Below are 20,080 nucleotides of genomic sequence, written 5' to 3' on the forward strand. Positions count from 1 at the left end.
GTAGGGCTGTGTAGGAGTATTCGCCGAGTACAGCGATTGGCCATAAAAAAACCCCGCCATGGCGGGGTTCTTCCTGCAACCGGTATCAGCCCTTGTAGGCAGCGACCGATTTGGTGATCGCGGCACGGGCAGCGTCAGCGCCTTCCCAGCCTTCGATCTTGACCCACTTGCCCTTCTCGAGGTCTTTGTAGTTGGCAAAGAAGTGCTCGATCTGCTGAATCAGCAGGGCTGGCAGGTCGGTGTATTCCTTCACGTCGACGTACAGCTGCGACAGCTTGTCGTGAGGAACCGCGATGACCTTGGCGTCGCCGCCGCCGTCGTCGGTCATGTTCAGTACGCCAACCGGGCGGGCGCGGATAACCGAGCCTGGGGCGACCGGGTACGGGGTAACGACCAGCACGTCGAGTGGATCACCGTCGTCCGCCAGGGTGTTCGGGATGAAGCCGTAGTTGGCTGGGTAGAACATCGGGGTAGCCATGAAGCGGTCGACGAACAGCGTGTCGCTGTCCTTGTCGATCTCGTATTTGATCGGCGCGTGGTTGGCCGGGATCTCGATGGCGACGTAGATGTCGTTCGGCAGGTCTTTGCCCGCCGGAATCTTGCTGTAGCTCATTGGGCAGTGCCCCCGTGTTTGACCAAAAAAGTGGCGGCGATTATAGGCACATTCTGCCGGGGCATGCCACGCCTGGCCTGATGTGCGGCCGCGTCAGGCGTGGCTTTCGCGGTAGTCGGGGTGCTCGGCCTGAAGCCGGCGCAGGCGCGCCAGCGGGTCTTGCCGGTAGAACAGCGCCAACTGCTGATAGACCAATGGATAGGCCTGATGGAGCAGGTCGGGGGCACTAAAGAAGTATTCGCTGGTGACGGCAAAAAACTCGGCGGGGTTCTCTGCCGCATAGGGGTCGATGGCGGATTCGGCGTCGGGGTTGGCATCGAGCTGGCGGTTGAGGTCGTCGTAGGCCTGTTGCATGGCGGTGGCCCACTCGGCCACGGGCATGCCGCTGTGCAGCGGCGGCAGGCCGTTGGCATCGCCATTGAGCATGTCGAGCTTGTGCGCCAGTTCGTGGATGACCAGGTTGTAGGCCTCCCAGCCGCCACTGGCCAGTACGCCGTTCCAGGCCAGGATGATCGGGCCCTGCTGCCAGGCCTCGCCACTGTGCTCGCCGTCCCACACGTGCTCCACGCCACTGGCATCGCGGTGGCGCTGCGGGCTCTTGAAGTCGTCGGGGTAGAGCACGATTTCGTGAAAGCCCTGGTACCAGTTCAGTTCGCCCAGGTGCAGCAGTGGCAGTTGCGCCTGGGCGGCGAGCAGCAGCCGCTGCTGGTCGCCCAGTTCAACGCCCGGCAGGCACGTGAGGTGCTTGTCGAGCAGGAACAGGATGCAGGCTTCGCGCAGCCAGTGGTCTTCTTCGTCGGTGATGCCGTCCAGCATCGGCAGGCTCTCGCGAACGGCCTGCCATTGCTGTGGCGTGATCGGATAGCGTGCCAAGGCCCGCTTGCGCCGCCAGGCGCGGAACGACCACATGCTGGCCGGTCAGTGCGCCTTGGCTGCGCGGCCCAGGCGGGTACGCAGCAGGCCGAGGATCATTGGTACCAACGACAGGATGATGATGCCCACCACCATCAGCGACAGGTGTTGCTTGATGAACGGCACGTTACCGAAGAAGTAGCCCAAGGTGACCAGGCCACCTACCCACAGCAACGAGCCGGCCACGCTGAAGCCCAGGAAGCGCGGGTAATGCATGTGGGCAATACCGGCCACGAACGGGGCGAAGGTGCGCAGAATGGGCAGGAAGCGCGCCATGGTCACGGTCTTGCCGCCGTGGCGCTCGTAGAAGTCGTGGGTCCGCTGCAGGTAATCGCGACGGAAGATCTTCGAATTGGGGTTGTTGAACAAACGTTCGCCTGCCGTGCGCCCGATCACGTAGTTGGTGCTGTCGCCCATGATTGCAGCAGCCATCAGCAGGCCGGCCAGCAAGACCGGGTCCATGCCGCCCCCTGCGGCTACGGCGCCGGCGATGAACAGCAACGAATCGCCCGGCAGGAAGGGCATCACCACCAGCCCGGTTTCACAGAAGATCACGGTAAACAGGATGGCGTAGATCCAGGGGCCGTAATTGGTGACCAGCAAATCGAGGTAGGCATCGAGATGCAGGATAAGGTCGAGCGGGTTGAAATCCATGTACAGCACCTGTGTTCTTGGGCGTAGGCTCGGTTTACCGGCGGATGGGTAAATTTTCACACATGACAGGCGTGCCATTATACGGCTAAGTGACGATCATGCCCGGGGAGTTTGTAGCGGGGGGTTACTGCACGCGGTAGTGCCGTATCCGCCCCTGGGCGGGCTTGCCCGCGCAGGGGCGGACGCAGGTCAATCCTGATTGATGGGCAGAATGTAGCTCTTGAACTCGGTATCTTCACGAAAACCGATGGACTCGTAGGTCTTGTGCGCCGTGTCATTGTTGCTGCTTGTGGACACCCGCATGCGCACGGCGTTGGTGTCCTTGGCCATTTTCTTCGCTTCGCGCATCAGGTGGTCGGCTACCAGCATGCGCCGGGAGTCTTCGGCCACGTAGATATCGTTGAGGATCCATACCCGCTTCAGCGACAGCGACGAGTAGCTCGGGTACAGCTGGCAGAAGCCCAGCAGCTTGTTGTCGTCATCATCGGGGAGCGCCAGGTAGATCACCGATTCGTCCCGCTGCAGGCGTTTTTCCAGGAAGCTGCGCGAGCTGTCGGGGTAGGGCAGTTGCCCATAGAATTCACGGTATTTGACGAACATAGGCGTCAACAGGTCGAGGTGTTCCAGTTTTGCCTTGATGATGCGCATGTGCGGCCCTCAGAGTCCATTAGGGAAAACAGCGGATTGCCAGCAGCTTCGAGGGCATGCTGCCCCAAGCCCGGTCCGCGGCGCAATCCGCTTTGCATGACAGGGTGTTCAGCCCTCGCCAAGCAGGAAGTTGCCTCGCTGCGCGGGGCCATGTTCGCTGTCGATGCTATGGACCTCGGCTTCGTCCTTCAGATTCACCCCCGACAGCTGGCGCCGGCAGGCTTCACGCATCAGGTACAGCAGGCGGTGTGCGGCCATGCCATAACTCAAGCCCTCCAGGCGCACGTTGGAAATGCAGTTGCGGTAGGCATCGGTCAGGCCGACCTTTGGCGCATAGGTGAAATACAGCCCCAGGCTGTCGGGCGAACTGAGCCCGGGCCGCTCGCCGATCAGCATTACTGTCATGCGAGCGCCCAGCAGTTCACCCACCTCATCGGCCACTGCCACGCGGCCCTGCTGCACCAGCACCACCGGTGCGCTGGTCCAGCCGTCGGCGGCGGCCTGTTCCTCGAACCGGCTCAGCAACGGCAAGGTATGCCGGTGCACGGCAAGCGCCGATAGGCCATCGGCAACCACGATGGCCAGGTCGACCCCGCCTGGGTTGGCCTGGGCGTGCTGGCGCAGGGTGGCGACCGATGCTTCGTTCAGGCGCCGGCCCAGGTCGGGCCGTTGCAGATATTCGTGGCGGTCGCTGGCGGCGCTGTGCAGCACCAGGCTTTCCCGGCCGCGTTCAGCCAGCTGGGTAGCCAGGCCAGCGTGGTCGAACGCCAGGTGCACGGCATCACGGGCCTGGGCATGGGCGAACTGGAAGTCCAGTTGCGCCCCGGTCGGCAGGCTGGTACCGCTGCGGCCCAGGGCGATACGCGCCGGGGTCAGCGTGCGCAGGGCCAGCCAAGGGTTTTCAGGGGTAGGGGTGCGATGGTCCATGGTGATCCCTATGCAAGCTGTGCCAAGGCCTGGCGGAAGGCCGGCGGCAGGTTGTCACCGAAGCGCACCCGGCCATCGGCCTGGGTGAAGATGCCGGTGTGGGCCAGCCATGCCTCGAATTCCGGCCCGGGCTTCAGGCCCAGGGTCTGGCGCGCGTAGAGCGCGTCGTGGAACGAGGTGGTCTGGTAGTTGAGCATGATGTCGTCGGAGCCGGGGATACCCATGATGAAGTTGATCCCGGCGACACCCAGCAGGGTCAGCAGGGTGTCCATGTCGTCCTGGTCGGCCTCGGCGTGGTTGGTGTAGCAGATGTCGCAGCCCATCGGCACGCCCAGCAACTTGCCGCAGAAGTGGTCTTCGAGCCCGGCGCGGATGATCTGCTTGCCGTTGTACAGGTACTCCGGGCCAATGAAACCGACCACGGTGTTGACCAGGAACGGCTTGAAGTGGCGGGCCACGGCATAGGCGCGGGTTTCGCAGGTTTGCTGGTCGACCCCGTGGTGGGCATTGGCCGACAGCGCACTGCCCTGGCCGGTTTCGAAGTACATCAGGTTCTGCCCCAGGGTGCCGCGCTTGAGCGAAAGGCCGGCTTCGTAACCCTCCTGCAGCACGTTCAGGTTGATGCCGAAGCCGGCATTGGCCGCTTCGGTACCGGCGATGGACTGGAACACCAGGTCCAGCGGCACGCCGCGGTTGATCGCTTCGATGGAGGTGGTGACGTGGGTCAGCACGCAGGACTGGGTGGGTATGTCGTAGCGCTGGATGATGGCATCGAGCATTTCCAGCAGGGCGCAGATCGAGGCAATGCTGTCGGTTGCCGGGTTGATGCCGATCATGGCATCGCCGTTGCCGTACAACAGGCCGTCGAGAATGCTGGCGGCAATGCCGGCCGGCTCGTCGGTCGGGTGGTTGGGCTGCAGGCGGGTCGACAGGCGCCCGCGCAGGCCCATGGTGCCGCGAAAACGGGTGACCACACGGATTTTTTGCGCCACCAGCACCAAGTCCTGCACGCGCATGATCTTCGATACCGCCGCCGCCATTTCCGGGGTCAGCCCTGGCGCCAGGGCGCGCAGGCTGTCCTCGTTGGCCTCTTCACTCAGCAACCAGTCACGCAGGCCGCCGACGGTGAGGTGGCTGACCGGCGCAAATGCCTGGGCATCATGGCTGTCGATGATCAGCCGGGTGACCTCGTCGGCTTCGTAGGGGATCAGGGCTTCGTTGAGAAAATGCGTCAGCGGGATATTGGCCAAGGCCATCTGCGCGGCTACGCGCTCGCCGTCGTTGCTTGCCGCAACGCCTGCCAGGTAGTCCCCGGAGCGCGCCGGGCTGGCCTTGGCCATGACATCCTTGAGGCTGTCGAAGCGGTAGACCAGGTGGCCGACCGTGTGTACGAAACTTGCCATACAGAATCTCCAGAGCCGCGGGTTGCCCCGCGGCGGGTGGCGCCGGTCAGTGCAGAGCCTCTTCGGCCTGCTGGATCGCGGCGAATTCCTCTTCCGGGGTGCCCGCTACCAGGTGGTGGCGGCTGTAGAAAGCAAAGTAGGCAATTAATACCGCATAGATCACTGCGGCGCCAATCACCACGCGCGGGTCCACCAGGAAACCGGCGACCACGGCGATGCACGCCAGCACCAGGGCCAGGCCGGAGGTGAAGATGCCGCCAGGGGTACGGTACGGGCGCTCCATCTTCGGCCGGCGGATGCGCAGGGTGATATGCGCAGCCATCATCAGCACGTACGACAGCGTAGCGCCGAATACCGCGACCAGGATCAGCAGGTCGCCCTGGCCTGTCAGCGACAGCGCAAAACCGATGATGCCAGGAATGACCAGGGCCATGACCGGCGCCTTGCTCTTGTTGGTTTCCGACAGCTTGCGCGGCAGGTAGCCGGCGCGGGACAGGGCGAAAATCTGCCGGGAATAGGCGTAGATGATCGAGAAGAAGCTGGCGATCAGGCCGGCCAGGCCGACCAGGTTGACGAAGCTGCCCATCCAGGTAGCGCCGCCGTAGGCTTTGGCCAATGCTTCGACCAGGGGGTTGCCGGAAGCTTTCAGCGCCTCGGAACCCGCGCCGCCAGGGCCGACCACCAGGATCAGCAGGGCAAAGGCCAGCAGCACCAGCATGGCGCCGATCAGGCCGCGTGGCAGGTCACGCTTGGGGTTCTTGGTTTCTTCGGCGGCCAGCGGCACGCCTTCGACGGCGAGGAAGAACCAGATGGCATACGGGATCGCCGCCCATACCCCGACATAGCCGAACGGCAGGAAGCTGCTGGCGCCGACAGCGTCCGTTTTGGCGATGTCGAACAGGTTGGCTGCATCGAAATGGGGCACCATGGCCACCAGGAACACCGCCAGGGCAATGGCGGCGATGGCCGTGATGATGAACATCAACTTCAGTGCTTCGCCCACCCCGAAGATGTGGATGCCGATGAACACCACGTAGAACGCCAGGTAGATCATCCAGCCGCCAATGCCGAACAACGACTGGCAGTAGGCGCCGATGAAGGTCGCGATGGCGGCGGGGGCGATCGCGTATTCGATGAGGATCGCCGTGCCGGTAAGGAAACCGCCCCAGGGGCCGAAGGCGCTGCGGGCAAAGCCGTAGCCACCGCCAGCGGTCGGGATCATCGAGGAAAGCTCGGCCAGCGAGAAGCACATGCACAAGTACATGGTGGCCATCAGCAGGGTCGCGAGGAACATGCCGCCCCAGCCACCTTGGGCCAGGCCGAAGTTCCAGCCGGCGTAGTCGCCGGAAATGACATAGGCCACCCCCAGGCCGACCAGCAGCACCCAGCCGGCCGCGCCTTTTTTCAATTCACGTTGCTGGAAATAGTCCGAACCGACCTTCTCGAAGTCGACGGAAGAGCCTGCCGGCGAGCCCGCGGATTGATCGCTTGGCATAGTTTCACCTGTTGTTTTTCTTGGTGGGCGGAAGGGATCCGCGCCGATGGTGATGGGTACTGCAGGAAGCGAGCCAGGGAGCTGCAAGACTGAAGCTGCAAGCTGCAAGAGAAAAGCGAGTCGGCGGGCGATTCGCTTTATTCTTGCGGATTGAAGCTTGAAGCTTGAAGCTTGCAGCTAGTTGCTTAGAAGAAGCCCAACGGGTTGATGTCGTAGCTCACCAGCAGGTTCTTGGTCTGCTGGTAGTGGTCGAGCATCATCTTGTGGGTTTCACGCCCAACCCCGGACTTCTTGTAGCCACCGAACGCGGCATGCGCCGGGTACAGGTGGTAGCAATTGGTCCATACACGGCCAGCCTTGATCCCGCGGCCCATGCGGTAAGCGCGGTTGATGTCGCGGGTCCACACGCCGGCGCCCAGGCCGAACTCGGTGTCGTTGGCAATCGCCAGCGCTTCGGCTTCGTCCTTGAAGGTGGTGACGCTGACCACCGGGCCGAAGATTTCCTCCTGGAACACGCGCATGCGGTTGTTGCCCTTGAGCAGGGTCGGCTGGATGTAGTAACCGGTGGCCAGCGAGCCTTCGAGTTTTTCAACCTTGCCACCGGTCAGCAGCTCGGCACCTTCCTGCTGGGCGATCTCGAGGTACGAGAGGATCTTCTCGAACTGCTGCTGCGAGGCCTGTGCGCCAACCATGGTGTCGGTGTCCAGAGGGTCGCCGCGCTTGATCTGCAGCACCTTCTTCATCACCACTTCCATGAACTGCGGGTAGATCGACTCCTGCACCAGCGCGCGGGATGGGCAGGTGCACACTTCGCCCTGGTTGAAGAAAGCCAGCACCATGCCTTCGGCCGCTTTCTCGATGAAGCTCGGCTCGGCTTGCATGATGTCTTCGAAGTACACGTTCGGCGACTTGCCGCCCAGTTCCACGGTAGACGGGATGATGTTTTCGGCGGCGCATTTCATGATGTGCGAGCCAACCGGGGTAGAGCCGGTGAAGGCAATCTTGGCGATGCGCTTGCTGGTCGCCAGCGCTTCACCTGCTTCGCGGCCATAGCCCTGCACCACGTTGAGCACGCCTTTGGGCAGCAGGTCACCGATCACTTCCAGCAGCACGGTGATGCCCAGCGGGGTCTGTTCGGCCGGCTTGAGCACCACGCAGTTGCCAGCGGCCAGGGCCGGTGCAAGCTTCCAGGCGGCCATCAGGATCGGGAAGTTCCACGGGATGATCTGCCCGACCACGCCCAGCGGTTCGTGGATGTGGTAGGCCACGGTGCCTTCGTTGATTTCGGCGGCGCCACCTTCTTGTGCACGAATGCAGCCAGCGAAATAGCGGAAGTGATCGACCGCCAGCGGAATGTCGGCATTCAGGGTTTCGCGGATCGGTTTGCCGTTGTCCCAGGTTTCGGTAATGGCCAGCAGTTCGAGGTTCTGCTCGATGCGGTCGGCGATTTTCAACAGCACATTGGAGCGGTCCTGCACCGAGGTGCGGCCCCAGGCGTCGGCGGCAGCGTGGGCAGCGTCCAGTGCCTTGTCGATGTCTTCGGCAGTTGAGCGGGGGAATTCGGCAATCGGCTGGCCGTTCACCGGGGACGTGTTGGTGAAGTATTCACCCTTTACCGGAGGAACGAACTCACCACCGATGTAGTTACCGTAGCGGTTCTTGAAGGAAACCTTCGCGCCTTCGGTACCGGGATGTGCGTAACGCATGGTGTGTCTCCTGGCTATTGTGTTTGTTAGGGAGTTGGAAAGCGTAGAGCAAAGGTTAGGCCAGCGTGGGCGGCACCCGTAAAATCAATGGCTTGGGCGGGTGTGGCGGGCACTTGGCAGCCAGCCTGTGCCGGTTGCGGTACGCCTGGGGGTGACATTTTGTGCCGTTCACGACACGTCACCCGGGGGTGCATTGCAATGCCTTCGCCGGTGGAGGATGCTGGTGGCACGCTCTATCTGCGGAGAACTACAACAATGCAGAGCAATCACTTCAGCCGCCATGCCCGGCAGGTCCACACTGTGGCCCATGGTGGTGCTGGCGAGGGCGTCAGCGACCCCTCCATTGCCCGCTCCTGGCTGCGTTGCCTGGAGGACTACCACCTCGACCCAACGGTGATCGAGGCGCCGGTGGTGCTCGAGCACGGGCGCTTGCTGGAAAGCCGCGAGCGCTTGCGCCAGGTGCTGCAGATCGCCGACCACGAAATGAACAGCCTGCACCAGCAACTCTCCGGGGCCGGCCATGCGGTGTTGCTGACCGATGCCCGCGGGGTGATCCTCAATTGCGTCAGCGCGGCCAGCGAGCGGCGCAGCTTCGAGCATGCCGGGCTGTGGCTGGGCGCCGACTGGAGCGAGGCGCGTGAAGGCACCAATGGCATCGGCACCTGCCTGGTCGAGCGCCAGGCGCTGACCATCCACCAGAACGAGCACTTCCGCGGCCGCCACACCGGGCTTACGTGCTCGGCCAGCCCGGTGTTCGACCCCCATGGCGAGTTGCTGGCGGTGCTCGACGTATCCTCGGCACGCCCCGACGTTTCACGGCAAAGCCAGTTCCATACCATGGCCTTGGTCAACCTGTCGGCCAAGATGATCGAAAGCTGCTACTTCCTGCGCCATTTCGAGCAGCAGTGGCTGCTGCGTTTTCACCTGCAGGCGGAGTCGGTTGGCCTGTTCAGCGAGGGCCTGCTGGCCTTCGACGGTGATGGCCGGATCTGCGCGGCCAACCAGAGCGCCCTGAACCTGCTGGGCAGCGTACGCAGCGGTGTGCTGGGCCAGCCGTTGGAGCGGTTTTTTGCCTGCAGCCACGATGAGCTGTTCGGCCGCGCCACGCCCGGGGGCAGCACGGCCTGGCCGCTGCGCACCCTGGACGGCCGCCAGGTGTTCGCCAGCCTGCGCGGGCAGGCGCGCGCGCCTGTATGGTCGGTGCCCGTGGCCCAGCCGCGGCCTACGCGTGCTGCAGAGCCGCTGGTATGCCTGCTCGACCCGGCGTTGCAGAATGATTTCCGCCGCAGTGTGCGGGTGTTCGAGCGCGATGTGCCACTGCTGCTGCGCGGCGAGACCGGCTGCGGCAAAGAGGCCTTTGCTCAGGCCGTGCACCAGGCCAGTGAGCGCCGCAGCCAACCCTTCGTGGCCATCAACTGTGCCTCGATCCCTGAAAGCCTGATCGAGAGCGAGCTGTTCGGCTACCGCGGTGGCAGCTTCACCGGTGCGCGCAAGGAAGGCATGCGCGGCAAGCTGTTGCAAGCCGATGGTGGCACCTTGCTGTTGGACGAGATCGGTGACATGCCGCTGGCCCTGCAGACACGCTTGCTGCGCGTGCTGGAGGAGCGTCAGGTAGTGCCGATCGGCGGCGAGCCACAGGCAGTGGACGTGCGCATTGTCAGCGCCACCCACCGTGACCTGCTGCAGCGGGTCGAGCAGGGCAGTTTCCGTGAAGACCTGTATTACCGCCTCAATGGCCTGGAAGTGGCATTGCCGGCCGTACGCGAGCGCAGTGACAAGGCGCAGTTGCTGGACTTCCTGCTGCGCCAGGAGGCGCAGGGCCAACTGATCGACATCGAACCGAGGGCGCGCCAGGCGCTGCTGGACTTCGCCTGGCCGGGCAACGTGCGGCAGATGCGCAACGTGCTGCGTACCCTGGTGGCGCTTTGCGAAGGTGCCCGCATCACTTTCCCGGATCTCCCTGCCATTGTGCGCAGCCACACCGGGCCTGTGGGAGCGGGCGCGCCCGCGAGGCCGTCTGCCCAGCCGACACAAGGCGAGGGCGTTGCCCCGGTTCGCGGGCTCGCCCGCTCCCACAGGTCCGACAATGGACCAGGTGAGGGTATCGAGGTGTTGCAGGACGCAGAACGGCAAGCGCTCATTGAGGTGCTGCAGGCAAAACACTGGCACCTCACCCGTGTCGCCGAACACTTGGGCATCAGCCGCAATACCTTGTATCGAAAACTGCGCAAACACGGCATCACCCGGGGCGACTGAGCGAAACAGCGGGTGCGATTTGTCGCGCCCTGGGCTACCCTGCCTCGATGTTTTGCGAGGTCGACCATGCATATTCACATTCTCGGTATTTGCGGCACTTTCATGGGCTCGCTGGCAGTGCTGGCCAAGGAGCTTGGCCATCGCGTGACCGGTTCGGACGCCAACGTCTACCCGCCGATGAGCACGCAGCTCGAAGCCCAGGGCATCGAGCTGACCCAAGGCTACGACCCGGCTCAACTGGAGCCGGCACCCGACCTGGTGGTGATCGGCAACGCCATGTCGCGCGGCAACCCGGCGGTTGAGTACGTGCTGAACAAGGGCCTGCCTTATGTTTCCGGCCCGCAGTGGCTGGCCGACCACGTGCTGCAAGGCCGTTGGGTGCTGGCCGTTGCCGGTACCCACGGCAAGACCACCACCAGCAGCATGCTGGCCTGGGTGCTGGAGCACGCCGGCATGAGCCCGGGCTTCCTGATTGGCGGTGTACCGCAGAACTTCTCGGTGTCGGCCCGCCTGGGGGCTACGCCGTTCTTCGTGGTCGAAGCCGACGAGTACGACAGTGCCTTCTTCGACAAGCGTTCAAAGTTCGTTCACTACCACCCGCGCACTGCGATCCTCAACAACCTCGAGTTCGATCACGCAGACATTTTCCCGGACCTGGCCTCGATCGAGCGGCAGTTCCACCATCTGGTGCGCACCATCCCCAGCGAAGGCCTGGTCATCCACCCGACCACCGAACAAGCGCTGGAGCGGGTCATCGGCATGGGCTGCTGGACCCCAGTACACACCACGGGTGAAGGTGGCCAGTGGCAGGCCCGCCTGCTCAGCGCCGATGGCTCGCGTTTTGAAGTGCTGTTCGAGGGCCAGGCGCAAGGCGTGGTGGACTGGGCGCTGACCGGTCAGCACAACGTCGCCAACGCCCTGGCTACCCTGGCAGCCGCTCGCCATGTAGGCGTGGTGCCGGCCATGGGCATCGAGGGCCTCTGCGCCTTCAAGAGCGTCAAGCGGCGCATGGAGAAGGTTGCCGAAGTACAGGGCGTGACCATCTACGATGACTTCGCTCACCATCCGACTGCCATCGCTACTACCCTCGACGGTCTGCGCAAGCGCGTTGGCGAGGCGCCGGTGATCGCGGTAATCGAACCGCGTTCCAACTCGATGAAGTTGGGTGCACACCGCGATGGCCTGCCAGAAAGCGTCAACGACGCCGACCAGGTGATCTGGTACGCGCCGGCCAACCTGGGCTGGGACCTCGCTGCGACTGCTGCGCAATGCAAGGTACCGAGCGTGGTTGCCGAAAGCCTCGAAGCGATCATCGAACGCATCAAGGGCCAGGCCCGCCCGGGCACCCACGTGGTGATCATGAGCAACGGCGGCTTCGGCGGCCTGCATGGCAAGCTGGCCGAGGCGCTGAAGTGAACGGGCCGGAACGCGTTACTCTGGCCATGACGGGCGCTTCAGGCGCCCAGTACGGCCTGCGCCTGCTCGATTGCCTGGTGCGCGAGGACCGCGAGGTGCATTTTCTGATCTCCAAGGCGGCGCAACTGGTAATGGCCACCGAGACCGATGTGCTGCTGCCGGCCAAGCCCCAGGCGATGCAGGCCTTTCTCACCGAATACACCGGTGCTGCCGATGGGCAGATCCGCGTGTATGGCAAGGAAGACTGGATGTCGCCAGTGGCCTCGGGCTCGGGCGCCCCGGCAGCGATGGTGGTGGTGCCGTGTTCCACCGGCACCTTGTCGGCGATTGCCACCGGGGCCTGCAACAACCTGATCGAGCGCGCAGCCGACGTGACCCTCAAGGAGCGCCGCCAGTTGATTCTGGTGCCTCGCGAAGCGCCATTCTCCACCATTCACTTGGAGAACATGCTCAAGTTGTCGCAGATGGGCGCGGTGATTCTGCCGGCGGCGCCGGGCTTCTATCACCAGCCGCAAACCATCGACGACCTGGTCGACTTCGTTGTGGCGCGCATTCTCAACCTGCTGAACATTCCCCAGGACATGCTGCCGCGTTGGGGCGAGCACCATTTCGGGGTGGATGATTGAAACGGGCGCTGGCCGGCTTGCTGGCGCTGGGGTTGCTGAGTGGTTGTGCCACGGTGCGCACGCTTGATGCCAACAAGCCGGGGGGGCCGGTGGTGTATGCCGGTACGCGTCTGGATCTGTATGTGATCAACGGTGGTTGCTGTCCGCAGAATCGGTTTGGGGCTCAAGCCCCGAGCTATCCGGGGCTGGACCTGCCAGGTAGCATGCTGCTTGATACCCTGTTGCTGCCGTTGTCCTTGCTGACTGCTGCTGGTGTAGGCTTCCAGGCCACAGGGGGGCTGTGAGGGGTTGCACGGTCCTGTGGTGTGGGAGCGGCCTTGCGTCGCGAATGGGCCGCAAAGCGGCCCCAGCCATGTTTGTGCTAAAGCTGAAATCCGGGGGCCGCTGCGCGGCCCATTCGCGACGCAAGGCCGCTCCCACAGGTAGCGTGCAATGCTTGCGGCTTACTTCTTGCCCAACCTGCGCAGTTCATCCGACTCCACGATCCGCACCCCGTCTTCTTCCTCGAGGGCCAGGCGCCATAGCGCACGGGCCAGGGTGCAGGCCTCGATCCCCCGGTATTTCCCTGGTATCAGCCGGGACAACGGTGAAACCAACTGCTCTGCCAGCCGCGGCTTGATGCGCTCGCCCAGCAGCAGAGACGGCCGCACGATGGTCAGTTGCGGCCAATCCTGCGCTTTGAGCGCCTCTTCCATCTCGCCCTTCACCCGATTGTAGAAAATCGATGACTTCGGGTCGGCGCCCAAGGCACTGACCACCAGCAAATGCCGTGCGCCCATTTCCCGGGCCCGTTTGCTGAACGCCACCACCATGTCCAGGTCCACCGCGCGGAACGCCGACTCGGAGCCGGCCTGTTTGAGGGTGGTGCCCAGGCAGCAATAGGCAACGTCGACCCTGCCGGCCAGCTGCGGCAGGAACACTGCCGGGTCACCCACCGGGTTTTCCAGGTGCGGATGTTCGGCCAACGGCCGGCGGGTGGGGGCCAGCACGCGGGCGATGGTGGGCTCGTTGAGCAGGCGGTCGAGCAGGTGTTCACCGGTGAGGCCGGTGGCACCGGCAAGCAGGACATGCTGAGGCGTCAAGTACATGATGTCTCTCCCTTGTTACACCCAAGTCTAGTGGTTGCCCGGGTTTTTTGCCTGTGCGCCCACCTTGGCCTGGCTCGTGTTGCGCAATGCTTCTTCGGCCTGTTGCCGGCGCAGTTGCTGCCAATGCTCAAGCACCGCCGGCGGCGCCCACAACTGAGGCTCAGAGGCGTCGAAACCTTCCCTTTGTTCCCTTTCGGCAACACTGCCGCGTGCCAGTTCAAACGCCTGTTTCAGGTCGTCGGTCTGGTTCAGGGCCTGGGCGAACAGGGCTTCGCCAAAGTAGGTGAAATCAGCTTCCTCCGAGCAACCGAAGGAGACACGGTCGGCGCGTGCGGCAGTCATGATCAGGGTACGCTCATCTTTCAGCGGGGCGATATACCCCCCTGAATAGCAGGCCGAGATGACAATGACCTTGTCGCGATCCTTCAGCGGCGCAAGGGCCGTTGCCAGCTCGTCGGCGGACAAGTCGGCCAGTTGCAGGCGGGGTTGGTCGAGCACCAGCTGGTGGTCTGCGCTGCCGTGGCTGGTGAGGTAGATGAACACCAGGTCTTCCGGGCCGCTGCGCTCGGCCAGGGTGCGGGCGGCACGGGTGAGGTTCTCGCGGGTTGCCATGGGGCGGTTGGCCAGGTGGTCGCGGTGGTTGACCAGGGTCACCTGGCCGCGGGCGCCAAAGCGTACCTTGAGCATGTTGCTGACGTAGTCGGCTTCACGCAGGAACACACTCTGTTGGCCATCACCGCCCACCACCAGGCTGTACAGCTGAATCGGCGGGGCCGAGCGCGGCACTGCGGCCAGCGCCTGTTGCAGTAGCCGGCCCTGGTTGAGCAGGGCCAGGTCAAGCGGGTCGGGCAGCAGCGTGCCATGCTGGTCGCGCACGCGCACCCCGTTGGCCCACACGCCGCTTTCGACCTTGCCGTTGGGCAGGATCAGGCGCCCCTTGCCGTTGTAGGCATCGTTGAGGAAGCCGCCTACGTACTGGCTGCCGTCGGCCAGTTGCAAGCTGCCTTGGCCAGACAGCCGCCAGTCGGCGAACGTGCCTTTGTAATGGCTGCCGTCGCTGCCCAGCAATTCACCTTCGCCGATCAGCGAGCCGTCCTTGAATTGGCCGATCCAAACATCGCCATCGGCACTCTCGTAGCGGCCACGGCCTTCAATACGGTTGTCCTTGAACTCGCCGATGTACTGCTCGCCATCGACGCTGTCGTAGGTGCCGCTGCCTTGCAGTTGGCCATTGCTGAAATGGCCGCTGAACCGGTTACCGCTGGCGTCGCTGCGCACCCCCGCGCCGTTGGGCTTGCCCTTGGCGAACAGGCCCTGGTAACGGCTGCCGTCGGCCAGCACCAGCTCGCCGGCGCCGTCGTACAGGTCGTCCTTGAATTGGCCGCGGTAGGTTTGGTCGGCTTGCTTGAGGGTACCTTCGCCATCGCGGCGGCCGTGCTTGAACGTGCCGGCATAGTGGCTGCCCGGTGTGGTCAAATCGCCCAGCCCCTCGAACAGCCCTGCGGCGAACTGGCCGCGGTACACCTCGCCGTTCTGGCCGTGCCATTCGCCCTGGCCATGCCACTGGCCGTCCTTGAAGGTGCCGGCATACCAGCTGCCGTTGGGATAGTCGATTCGCCCCTCACCCTGCAGCAGGCCATCGACCACCTGGCCCCGGTAGCGCCCACCGTCGGGCAGGCGGGCATCCGGCGGCAGCAACGATTCGCCATCGCCACAGGCGGCGAGCAGCAGGACCAGGGTAATGGGGAGCAGTGGACGCATGGCGAGAACCGGGCAATAGGTCTGCCGATTATGACGCAGAATGGGATCCTGAAACAGCGAGCGCCTGCGCTGATGCACATCCCTGTAGGAGCGGCCTTGCGTCGCGATGGGCCGCGCAGCGGCCCCACGATTTCAGCTTCGCTGCAGATATCGCCGGGGCCGCTTCGCGCCCCATCGCGACACAAGGCCGCTCCTACAGGCTTTGTGCCGCTTGTGGGCCTATACCTGTCTTAAAAGCTGGCGCAACCCCTGTGGGAGCGGGCGTGCCCGCGAACACCGGCGAAGCCGGTGCCACAGGTTGAGGTGCAATCAATGCCCGCCTGGTGACACGATGATCTTCACGTTTTCCTCCTTGTTGTTCACCAGTTCCTCAAACCCCAGCTCGACAATCTGCTCCAGCCCGATCCGCCCGGTCACCAGCGGGCGAATGTCCAGCCGCCCGTCTGCAATAAAGGCAATGACATCGGCAAATTCGCCGTTGTACGCCAATGCCCCCAGCACCTGCTTCTCGGTGGATACCAGTTCGAAGAAGTTGAATTCGCTGGGCTCTTCAAAAATGCCTACCAGCACGCACTTGCCGGCCTTACGGATGGTGTCGATGGCCAGTTTGGCCGTGTGCTTGTTGCCGATGCACTCGAAGCTCACATCCGCCCCCAGGCCGCCGGTAAGCGCGCGAATCTCTGCCAGGGCATCGCACTGGCTCGGGTCGAGCACCACACTGGCGCCGACTTCCCTGGCCTTGGCCTTGCGCGCAGATGACATTTCCAGCGCAATCACCTGCGCCGCACCGGCTGCCTTGGCGCACATGATGGTGCACAGGCCGATGGTGCCGGCGCCCACCACCACCACGGTCTGGCCCAGCAAGCTGCCGGCCTTCTTCACCGCATGCATGCCCACCGCCAGCGGCTCGATCAGCGCGCCAGCCTCTGCCGGAAAGCCCTCCGGCAAGCGGTACAGCAGGTTCGCCGGCACATTGACCCACTCGGCGAAGGCGCCGTTGTTCATCAGGCCGGTGAAGGCCAGGCGTTCACAGATGTTGTACAGGCCATGGGTACAGTAGTAGCAGGTGCCGCAATGCTGGCAGGCGTCTGCAGCCACCGGGTCACCGACGGCAAAGCCTTCGACGCCTTCACCCAGTTTGGCGATCTGACCACAGAATTCGTGGCCGAGGATGCACTGGCCCTGGATGCCGGTCAGCGGGTGCGGCGCCTCGACCGGGATGAATACCGGCCCGGCGACGTATTCATGCAGGTCGGAGCCGCAAATGCCGCACCAGTCCACCTTGATCTGTACCCAGCCCGGCGCCGGGTCGGCTGGCAGGGGGACCTGTTCTACGCGAATGTCGTTGCGGCCATGCCATACGGCAGCGCGCATGTGAGTGTGGCTCAAGTCATTCATGGTTGTTCTCCAGGCTCACGGAGTGGGTTCAGTGCTTGCGCAGGAATGCGAGCAATTGCTGGTTGACCTGGTCGGCCGCCTCCATCTGCACCATATGGCCGGCTTCGGGCAGCACCAGTACTTCGGCCTCCAACCCTTCGGCATGGCTGGCCGGGATGATCGCGTCCTTGCCGCCCCACACCACCAGCGCCGGGTGCTGCCCCAGCACGCCACGCAGGTCGTGGCGTTGGCGGTCGCCTTCGGCCAGTGCCGCAGCCAATTGCTGCAGGGCCTGGTCAACGCCTTCCAGGCGCTTGAACCTGAGCATGTCTTCCAGCATCTGCCGGGTGACCAGCGCCGGGTCGGCGAACAGCTGCACCATCTGTGGCTTCAGGGCATTGCGGTTGGCTGCGCTGACGAAGCCTTGCAGGTATTGCCCGTTGATCGCTTCACCCAGGCCGGCACTGGCCACCAGGCTCAGGCTGGCCACCCGCTGCGGTGCCAGGCGCGCCAGGTTCAGGCTGACTGCACCGCCCATCGAATGCCCCCCCAGGTGCGCCTTGGCAATGCCCAGGTGGTCAAGCAGGGCCAGCACGCTCTCGCTCAGTTCATCCAGATCGCCGCGCTGCAGGGCCTTGGCCGACTCGCCATGCCCCGGCAGATCAAGGGCGATCACTCGCCGCTCGGCCGCCAGCGCCGGGTGGTTGAACAGCCAGTTGTTAAGGTCGCCGCCAAAGCCGTGCACCAGCACCAACGGCGTGCCGCCTTCACCCAGCTCGAACCAGCGCAGCAGGCGGCCGCCCACTTCAGCCTTTTGCGGGGCTGGGCCCTGGGCTTGGTCGGCGCCGCCTTCGGCGACGAACTCGGCCTGGAAGCGCTGCACCACGGCATCGATCTCGGCCTCTTCGGCTTCGCCTTCCACCACCACGGCCAGCAGTGCGCCCACCGGCAGGGTTTCATCCGGCCTGGCCACCTGGCGGCGCAGCACGCCGCTGAACGGGGCCTCGACACTGCTGCTGATCTTGTCGGTCTCGACGTCCAGCACCTCATCGCCTTTGGTGATCGGGTCGCCTTCCTGCTTGAGCCAGGTGTCTACCCGGCCCTCGGTCATCGACAGCCCCCACTTGGGCATGGTCAGGGTATGGATCTGGCTCATGCGGCACTCCTTGCAGCTTCGATCACTTTGCGCACGGCGGCCTCGATCTTCGCCGCGTCAGGGATGTACAGGTCTTCCAGAGCGTCGGAGAACGGCACCGGGGTGTGCGGTGCGGTGACCATCTCGATCGGGCCCTTGAGCGCAGCGAAAGCCTTCTGCGCCACCAGGGCACTGATATCGGTGGCCATCGAGCAGCGCGGGTTGGCTTCGTCGATGACTACCAGGCGGCCGGTTTTTTCCACGCTTTCCAGAATGCTGTCTTCGTCCAGCGGGCTGGTGGTGCGCAGGTCCAGTACTTCGCAGTCGATGCCCTGGCGGGCCAGGTTGTTGGCGGCCTCCAGGGCTACATGCACCATGCGCCCGTAGGTGACCAGGGTCACGTCGTCGCCATCGCGCAGGAAGTTGGCTTCGCCGAAGGGGACCGTGTACACCTCTTCCGGCACCTCGCCCTGCATGCTGTAGAGCAGCTTGTGCTCGCAGAAGATCACCGGGTCGTTGTCGCGGATCGCCTGAATCAATAGCCCCTTGGCGTCGTAGGGCGAGGATGGGCACACCACCTTCAGGCCTGGAATGTGCGTCCACAGCGAGGTGAGCATTTGCGAATGCTGGGCCGCTGCGCGCAGGCCTGCGCCGTACATGGTGCGCATCACCAGCGGGGTGACTGCCTTGCCGCCGAACATGTAGCGAAACTTGGCGGCCTGGTTGAGTATCTGGTCCAGGCAGCAGCCGGCGAAGTCCACGAACATCAGCTCGCACACCGGGCGCAGGCCCTGGGTGGCGGCACCGACCGCTGCGCCGACGTAGCCGATTTCCGACAGGGGAGCGTCCAGTACTCGGCCCGGGAACTGGTGGTACAGGCCTTTGGTCACGCCCAGCACGCCACCCCAGGCGTCTTCCTCACCGGGCGCCCCGGCACCGCCGGCAACGTCCTCGCCAATGATGAACACACTGTCGTCGCGGCGCATTTCCTGGGCCAGTGCTTCGTTGATGGCCTGCTGGTAGCTGATCTTTCTTGCCATGGTGGTTCTCCTGTTGTTCTTGTAATGCGCGGCTCAGGGGTAGGCGACGTAGACATCGCTGAGCAGGTCGGCGGGCAGTGGCTTGGGGTCGGACTTGGCGCGGCGCACAGCGTCTTCGATCAGGTCCTCGACGCGTGCGTCGATAGCGTCCAGTTGCTGGGCCGTGAGCAGGCCGGCGCGGGTGGTCTTGTTGCGGAACTGCATCAGGCAGTCGCGCGATTCGCGCAGGTTCTTGACTTCATCCGCCGCGCGGTAGGTTTGCGCGTCGCCCTCGAAATGGCCGTAGTAGCGGCTGAGCTTGACCTCGACCAGCGATGGCCCTTGCCCGGAGCGGGCGCGCTCGATGGCCGCACCGGCGGCCTCGTACACGGCAAAGAAATCGAAGCCGTCGATGGTCACCCCGGGCATGCCGAAGCCGGCCGCGCGGTCGGCGATGTGGTCGCAGGCCACCGACCAGTTGGAGGCGGTGGCTTCGGCGTAGCCATTGTTCTCGGCGACGAAGATGCACGGCAGGTTCATGATCGACGCCATGTTCATGGCTTCGAATACCGCGCCTTCGTTGGAGGCCCCGTCGCCGAAGAACGCTACCGCCACGTCGTCGCGCCCCTTGAGCTTGGCCGCCAGTGCTGCGCCGGCCACCAGGGGGGCGCCGGCACCGACGATACCGTTGGCCCCGAGCATGCCTTTCTCCAGGTCGGCAATGTGCATCGAGCCACCCTTGCCACCGCATACGCCGGTCTTCTTGCCGTAGATTTCGGCCATCATGCCGTACACATCCACGCCCTTGGCGATGCAATGGCCATGGCCGCGATGGGTCGAGGCGATGCAGTCGCTGTCGCGCAGGTGGGCCATGACCCCGGCAGCCGAGGCCTCTTCGCCGGCGTAGAGGTGCACGAAACCGGGGATTTCGCCAGTGGCGAACTCCACGTGCAGGCGTTCTTCAAAGGCGCGGATGGTGCGCATCACTTCATAGGCATGCAGCAGTTGTTCGGTACTGAGTTGATTGGACATGTTGTTGTTCTC

At 64.2% G+C, this 20,080-nt stretch carries 18 protein-coding genes; 4 read left to right on the top strand and 14 right to left on the bottom strand.

What is annotated here, in order from left to right; genetic code table 11:
• Window positions 1-85 precede the first annotated feature (85 nt).
• From ppa to exaC, 8 genes are all read right to left on the bottom strand, one after another.
• Window positions 86-613: an inorganic diphosphatase gene (gene ppa / locus AACG97_RS03170; RefSeq protein ID WP_003255365.1), complete on the bottom strand. Its 528-nt coding sequence runs from the start codon at window positions 611-613 to the stop codon at window positions 86-88.
• A 93-nt stretch (window positions 614-706) separates the two neighbouring features.
• Complete coding sequence (locus tag AACG97_RS03175; RefSeq protein ID WP_047149804.1) at window positions 707-1,522, bottom strand: M90 family metallopeptidase; 816 nt, start codon at window positions 1,520-1,522, stop codon at window positions 707-709.
• 9 nt (window positions 1,523-1,531) lie between these two features.
• Window positions 1,532-2,179, bottom strand: coding sequence for a DedA family protein (locus AACG97_RS03180; RefSeq protein ID WP_009685738.1), 648 nt, complete (start codon window positions 2,177-2,179; stop codon window positions 1,532-1,534).
• A gap of 189 nt (window positions 2,180-2,368) precedes the next feature.
• On the bottom strand, window positions 2,369-2,827 hold the full coding sequence (locus tag AACG97_RS03185; protein ID WP_009685739.1) for a GNAT family N-acetyltransferase: 459 nt from the start codon (window positions 2,825-2,827) through the stop codon (window positions 2,369-2,371).
• 108 nt (window positions 2,828-2,935) lie between these two features.
• Window positions 2,936-3,754: an ethanolamine ammonia-lyase subunit EutC gene (gene eutC / locus AACG97_RS03190; RefSeq protein WP_009685740.1), complete on the bottom strand. Its 819-nt coding sequence runs from the start codon at window positions 3,752-3,754 to the stop codon at window positions 2,936-2,938.
• Window positions 3,755-3,762: 8 nt separating this feature from the next.
• Window positions 3,763-5,157, bottom strand: coding sequence for an ethanolamine ammonia-lyase subunit EutB (locus tag AACG97_RS03195; RefSeq protein ID WP_009685741.1), 1,395 nt, complete (start codon window positions 5,155-5,157; stop codon window positions 3,763-3,765).
• A 46-nt stretch (window positions 5,158-5,203) separates the two neighbouring features.
• A complete protein-coding gene (gene eat / locus AACG97_RS03200; protein ID WP_009685742.1) occupies window positions 5,204-6,652 on the bottom strand; it encodes an ethanolamine permease in 1,449 nt (482 codons plus the stop codon).
• Between the two features lie 185 nt (window positions 6,653-6,837).
• Complete coding sequence (gene exaC, locus AACG97_RS03205) at window positions 6,838-8,358, bottom strand: acetaldehyde dehydrogenase ExaC (RefSeq protein ID WP_009685743.1); 1,521 nt, start codon at window positions 8,356-8,358, stop codon at window positions 6,838-6,840.
• A gap of 255 nt (window positions 8,359-8,613) precedes the next feature.
• On the opposite strand from exaC, the gene AACG97_RS03210 reads away from it, so the two are divergent.
• The 4 genes from AACG97_RS03210 to AACG97_RS03225 all read left to right on the top strand — a co-directional run bounded on the left by AACG97_RS03210 (window position 8,614) and on the right by AACG97_RS03225 (window position 12,940).
• Entirely contained in the window at window positions 8,614-10,614 is a 2,001-nt protein-coding gene (locus AACG97_RS03210; RefSeq protein ID WP_225786143.1) for a sigma-54-dependent Fis family transcriptional regulator, read from the top strand.
• A gap of 66 nt (window positions 10,615-10,680) precedes the next feature.
• Complete coding sequence (mpl, locus tag AACG97_RS03215) at window positions 10,681-12,030, top strand: UDP-N-acetylmuramate:L-alanyl-gamma-D-glutamyl-meso-diaminopimelate ligase (protein WP_054913725.1); 1,350 nt, start codon at window positions 10,681-10,683, stop codon at window positions 12,028-12,030.
• Window positions 12,027-12,656 carry a flavin prenyltransferase UbiX gene (gene ubiX / locus AACG97_RS03220; protein WP_009685747.1) on the top strand — a complete coding sequence of 210 codons (630 nt, stop codon included), beginning with the start codon at window positions 12,027-12,029 and terminating at the stop codon, window positions 12,654-12,656. Before mpl ends, ubiX begins: the two co-directional genes overlap by 4 nt.
• Window positions 12,653-12,940 carry a YceK/YidQ family lipoprotein gene (locus tag AACG97_RS03225; RefSeq protein WP_197886698.1) on the top strand — a complete coding sequence of 96 codons (288 nt, stop codon included), beginning with the start codon at window positions 12,653-12,655 and terminating at the stop codon, window positions 12,938-12,940. The genes ubiX and AACG97_RS03225 overlap by 4 nt, the downstream gene beginning before the upstream one ends.
• A 159-nt stretch (window positions 12,941-13,099) precedes the next feature.
• Here the strand turns inward: AACG97_RS03225 and AACG97_RS03230 are convergent, their stop codons facing one another.
• From AACG97_RS03230 to AACG97_RS03255, 6 genes are all read right to left on the bottom strand, one after another.
• Window positions 13,100-13,744 (bottom strand): oxidoreductase, encoded by a 645-nt coding sequence (locus tag AACG97_RS03230; RefSeq protein WP_197886699.1) that lies wholly within the window; start codon window positions 13,742-13,744, stop codon window positions 13,100-13,102.
• 27 nt (window positions 13,745-13,771) lie between these two features.
• Window positions 13,772-15,505, bottom strand: a complete 1,734-nt coding sequence (locus tag AACG97_RS03235) for a C13 family peptidase (RefSeq protein ID WP_197886700.1) — start codon at window positions 15,503-15,505, stop codon at window positions 13,772-13,774.
• Window positions 15,506-15,814: 309 nt separating this feature from the next.
• Window positions 15,815-16,879, bottom strand: a complete 1,065-nt coding sequence (locus tag AACG97_RS03240) for a 2,3-butanediol dehydrogenase (protein WP_225786178.1) — start codon at window positions 16,877-16,879, stop codon at window positions 15,815-15,817.
• A 52-nt stretch (window positions 16,880-16,931) separates the two neighbouring features.
• Window positions 16,932-18,038, bottom strand: a complete 1,107-nt coding sequence (locus AACG97_RS03245) for an acetoin dehydrogenase dihydrolipoyllysine-residue acetyltransferase subunit (protein ID WP_009685755.1) — start codon at window positions 18,036-18,038, stop codon at window positions 16,932-16,934.
• Window positions 18,035-19,057, bottom strand: coding sequence for an alpha-ketoacid dehydrogenase subunit beta (locus AACG97_RS03250; protein WP_009685756.1), 1,023 nt, complete (start codon window positions 19,055-19,057; stop codon window positions 18,035-18,037). The genes AACG97_RS03245 and AACG97_RS03250 overlap by 4 nt, the downstream gene beginning before the upstream one ends.
• A gap of 33 nt (window positions 19,058-19,090) precedes the next feature.
• A complete protein-coding gene (locus AACG97_RS03255; protein ID WP_029886938.1) occupies window positions 19,091-20,068 on the bottom strand; it encodes a thiamine pyrophosphate-dependent dehydrogenase E1 component subunit alpha in 978 nt (325 codons plus the stop codon).
• Window positions 20,069-20,080 lie beyond the last annotated feature (12 nt).

It is taken from the genome of Pseudomonas sp. Nvir (assembly GCF_963778085.1).
GTDB classification, from domain to species: Bacteria; Pseudomonadota; Gammaproteobacteria; order Pseudomonadales; family Pseudomonadaceae; genus Aquipseudomonas; species Aquipseudomonas juntendi.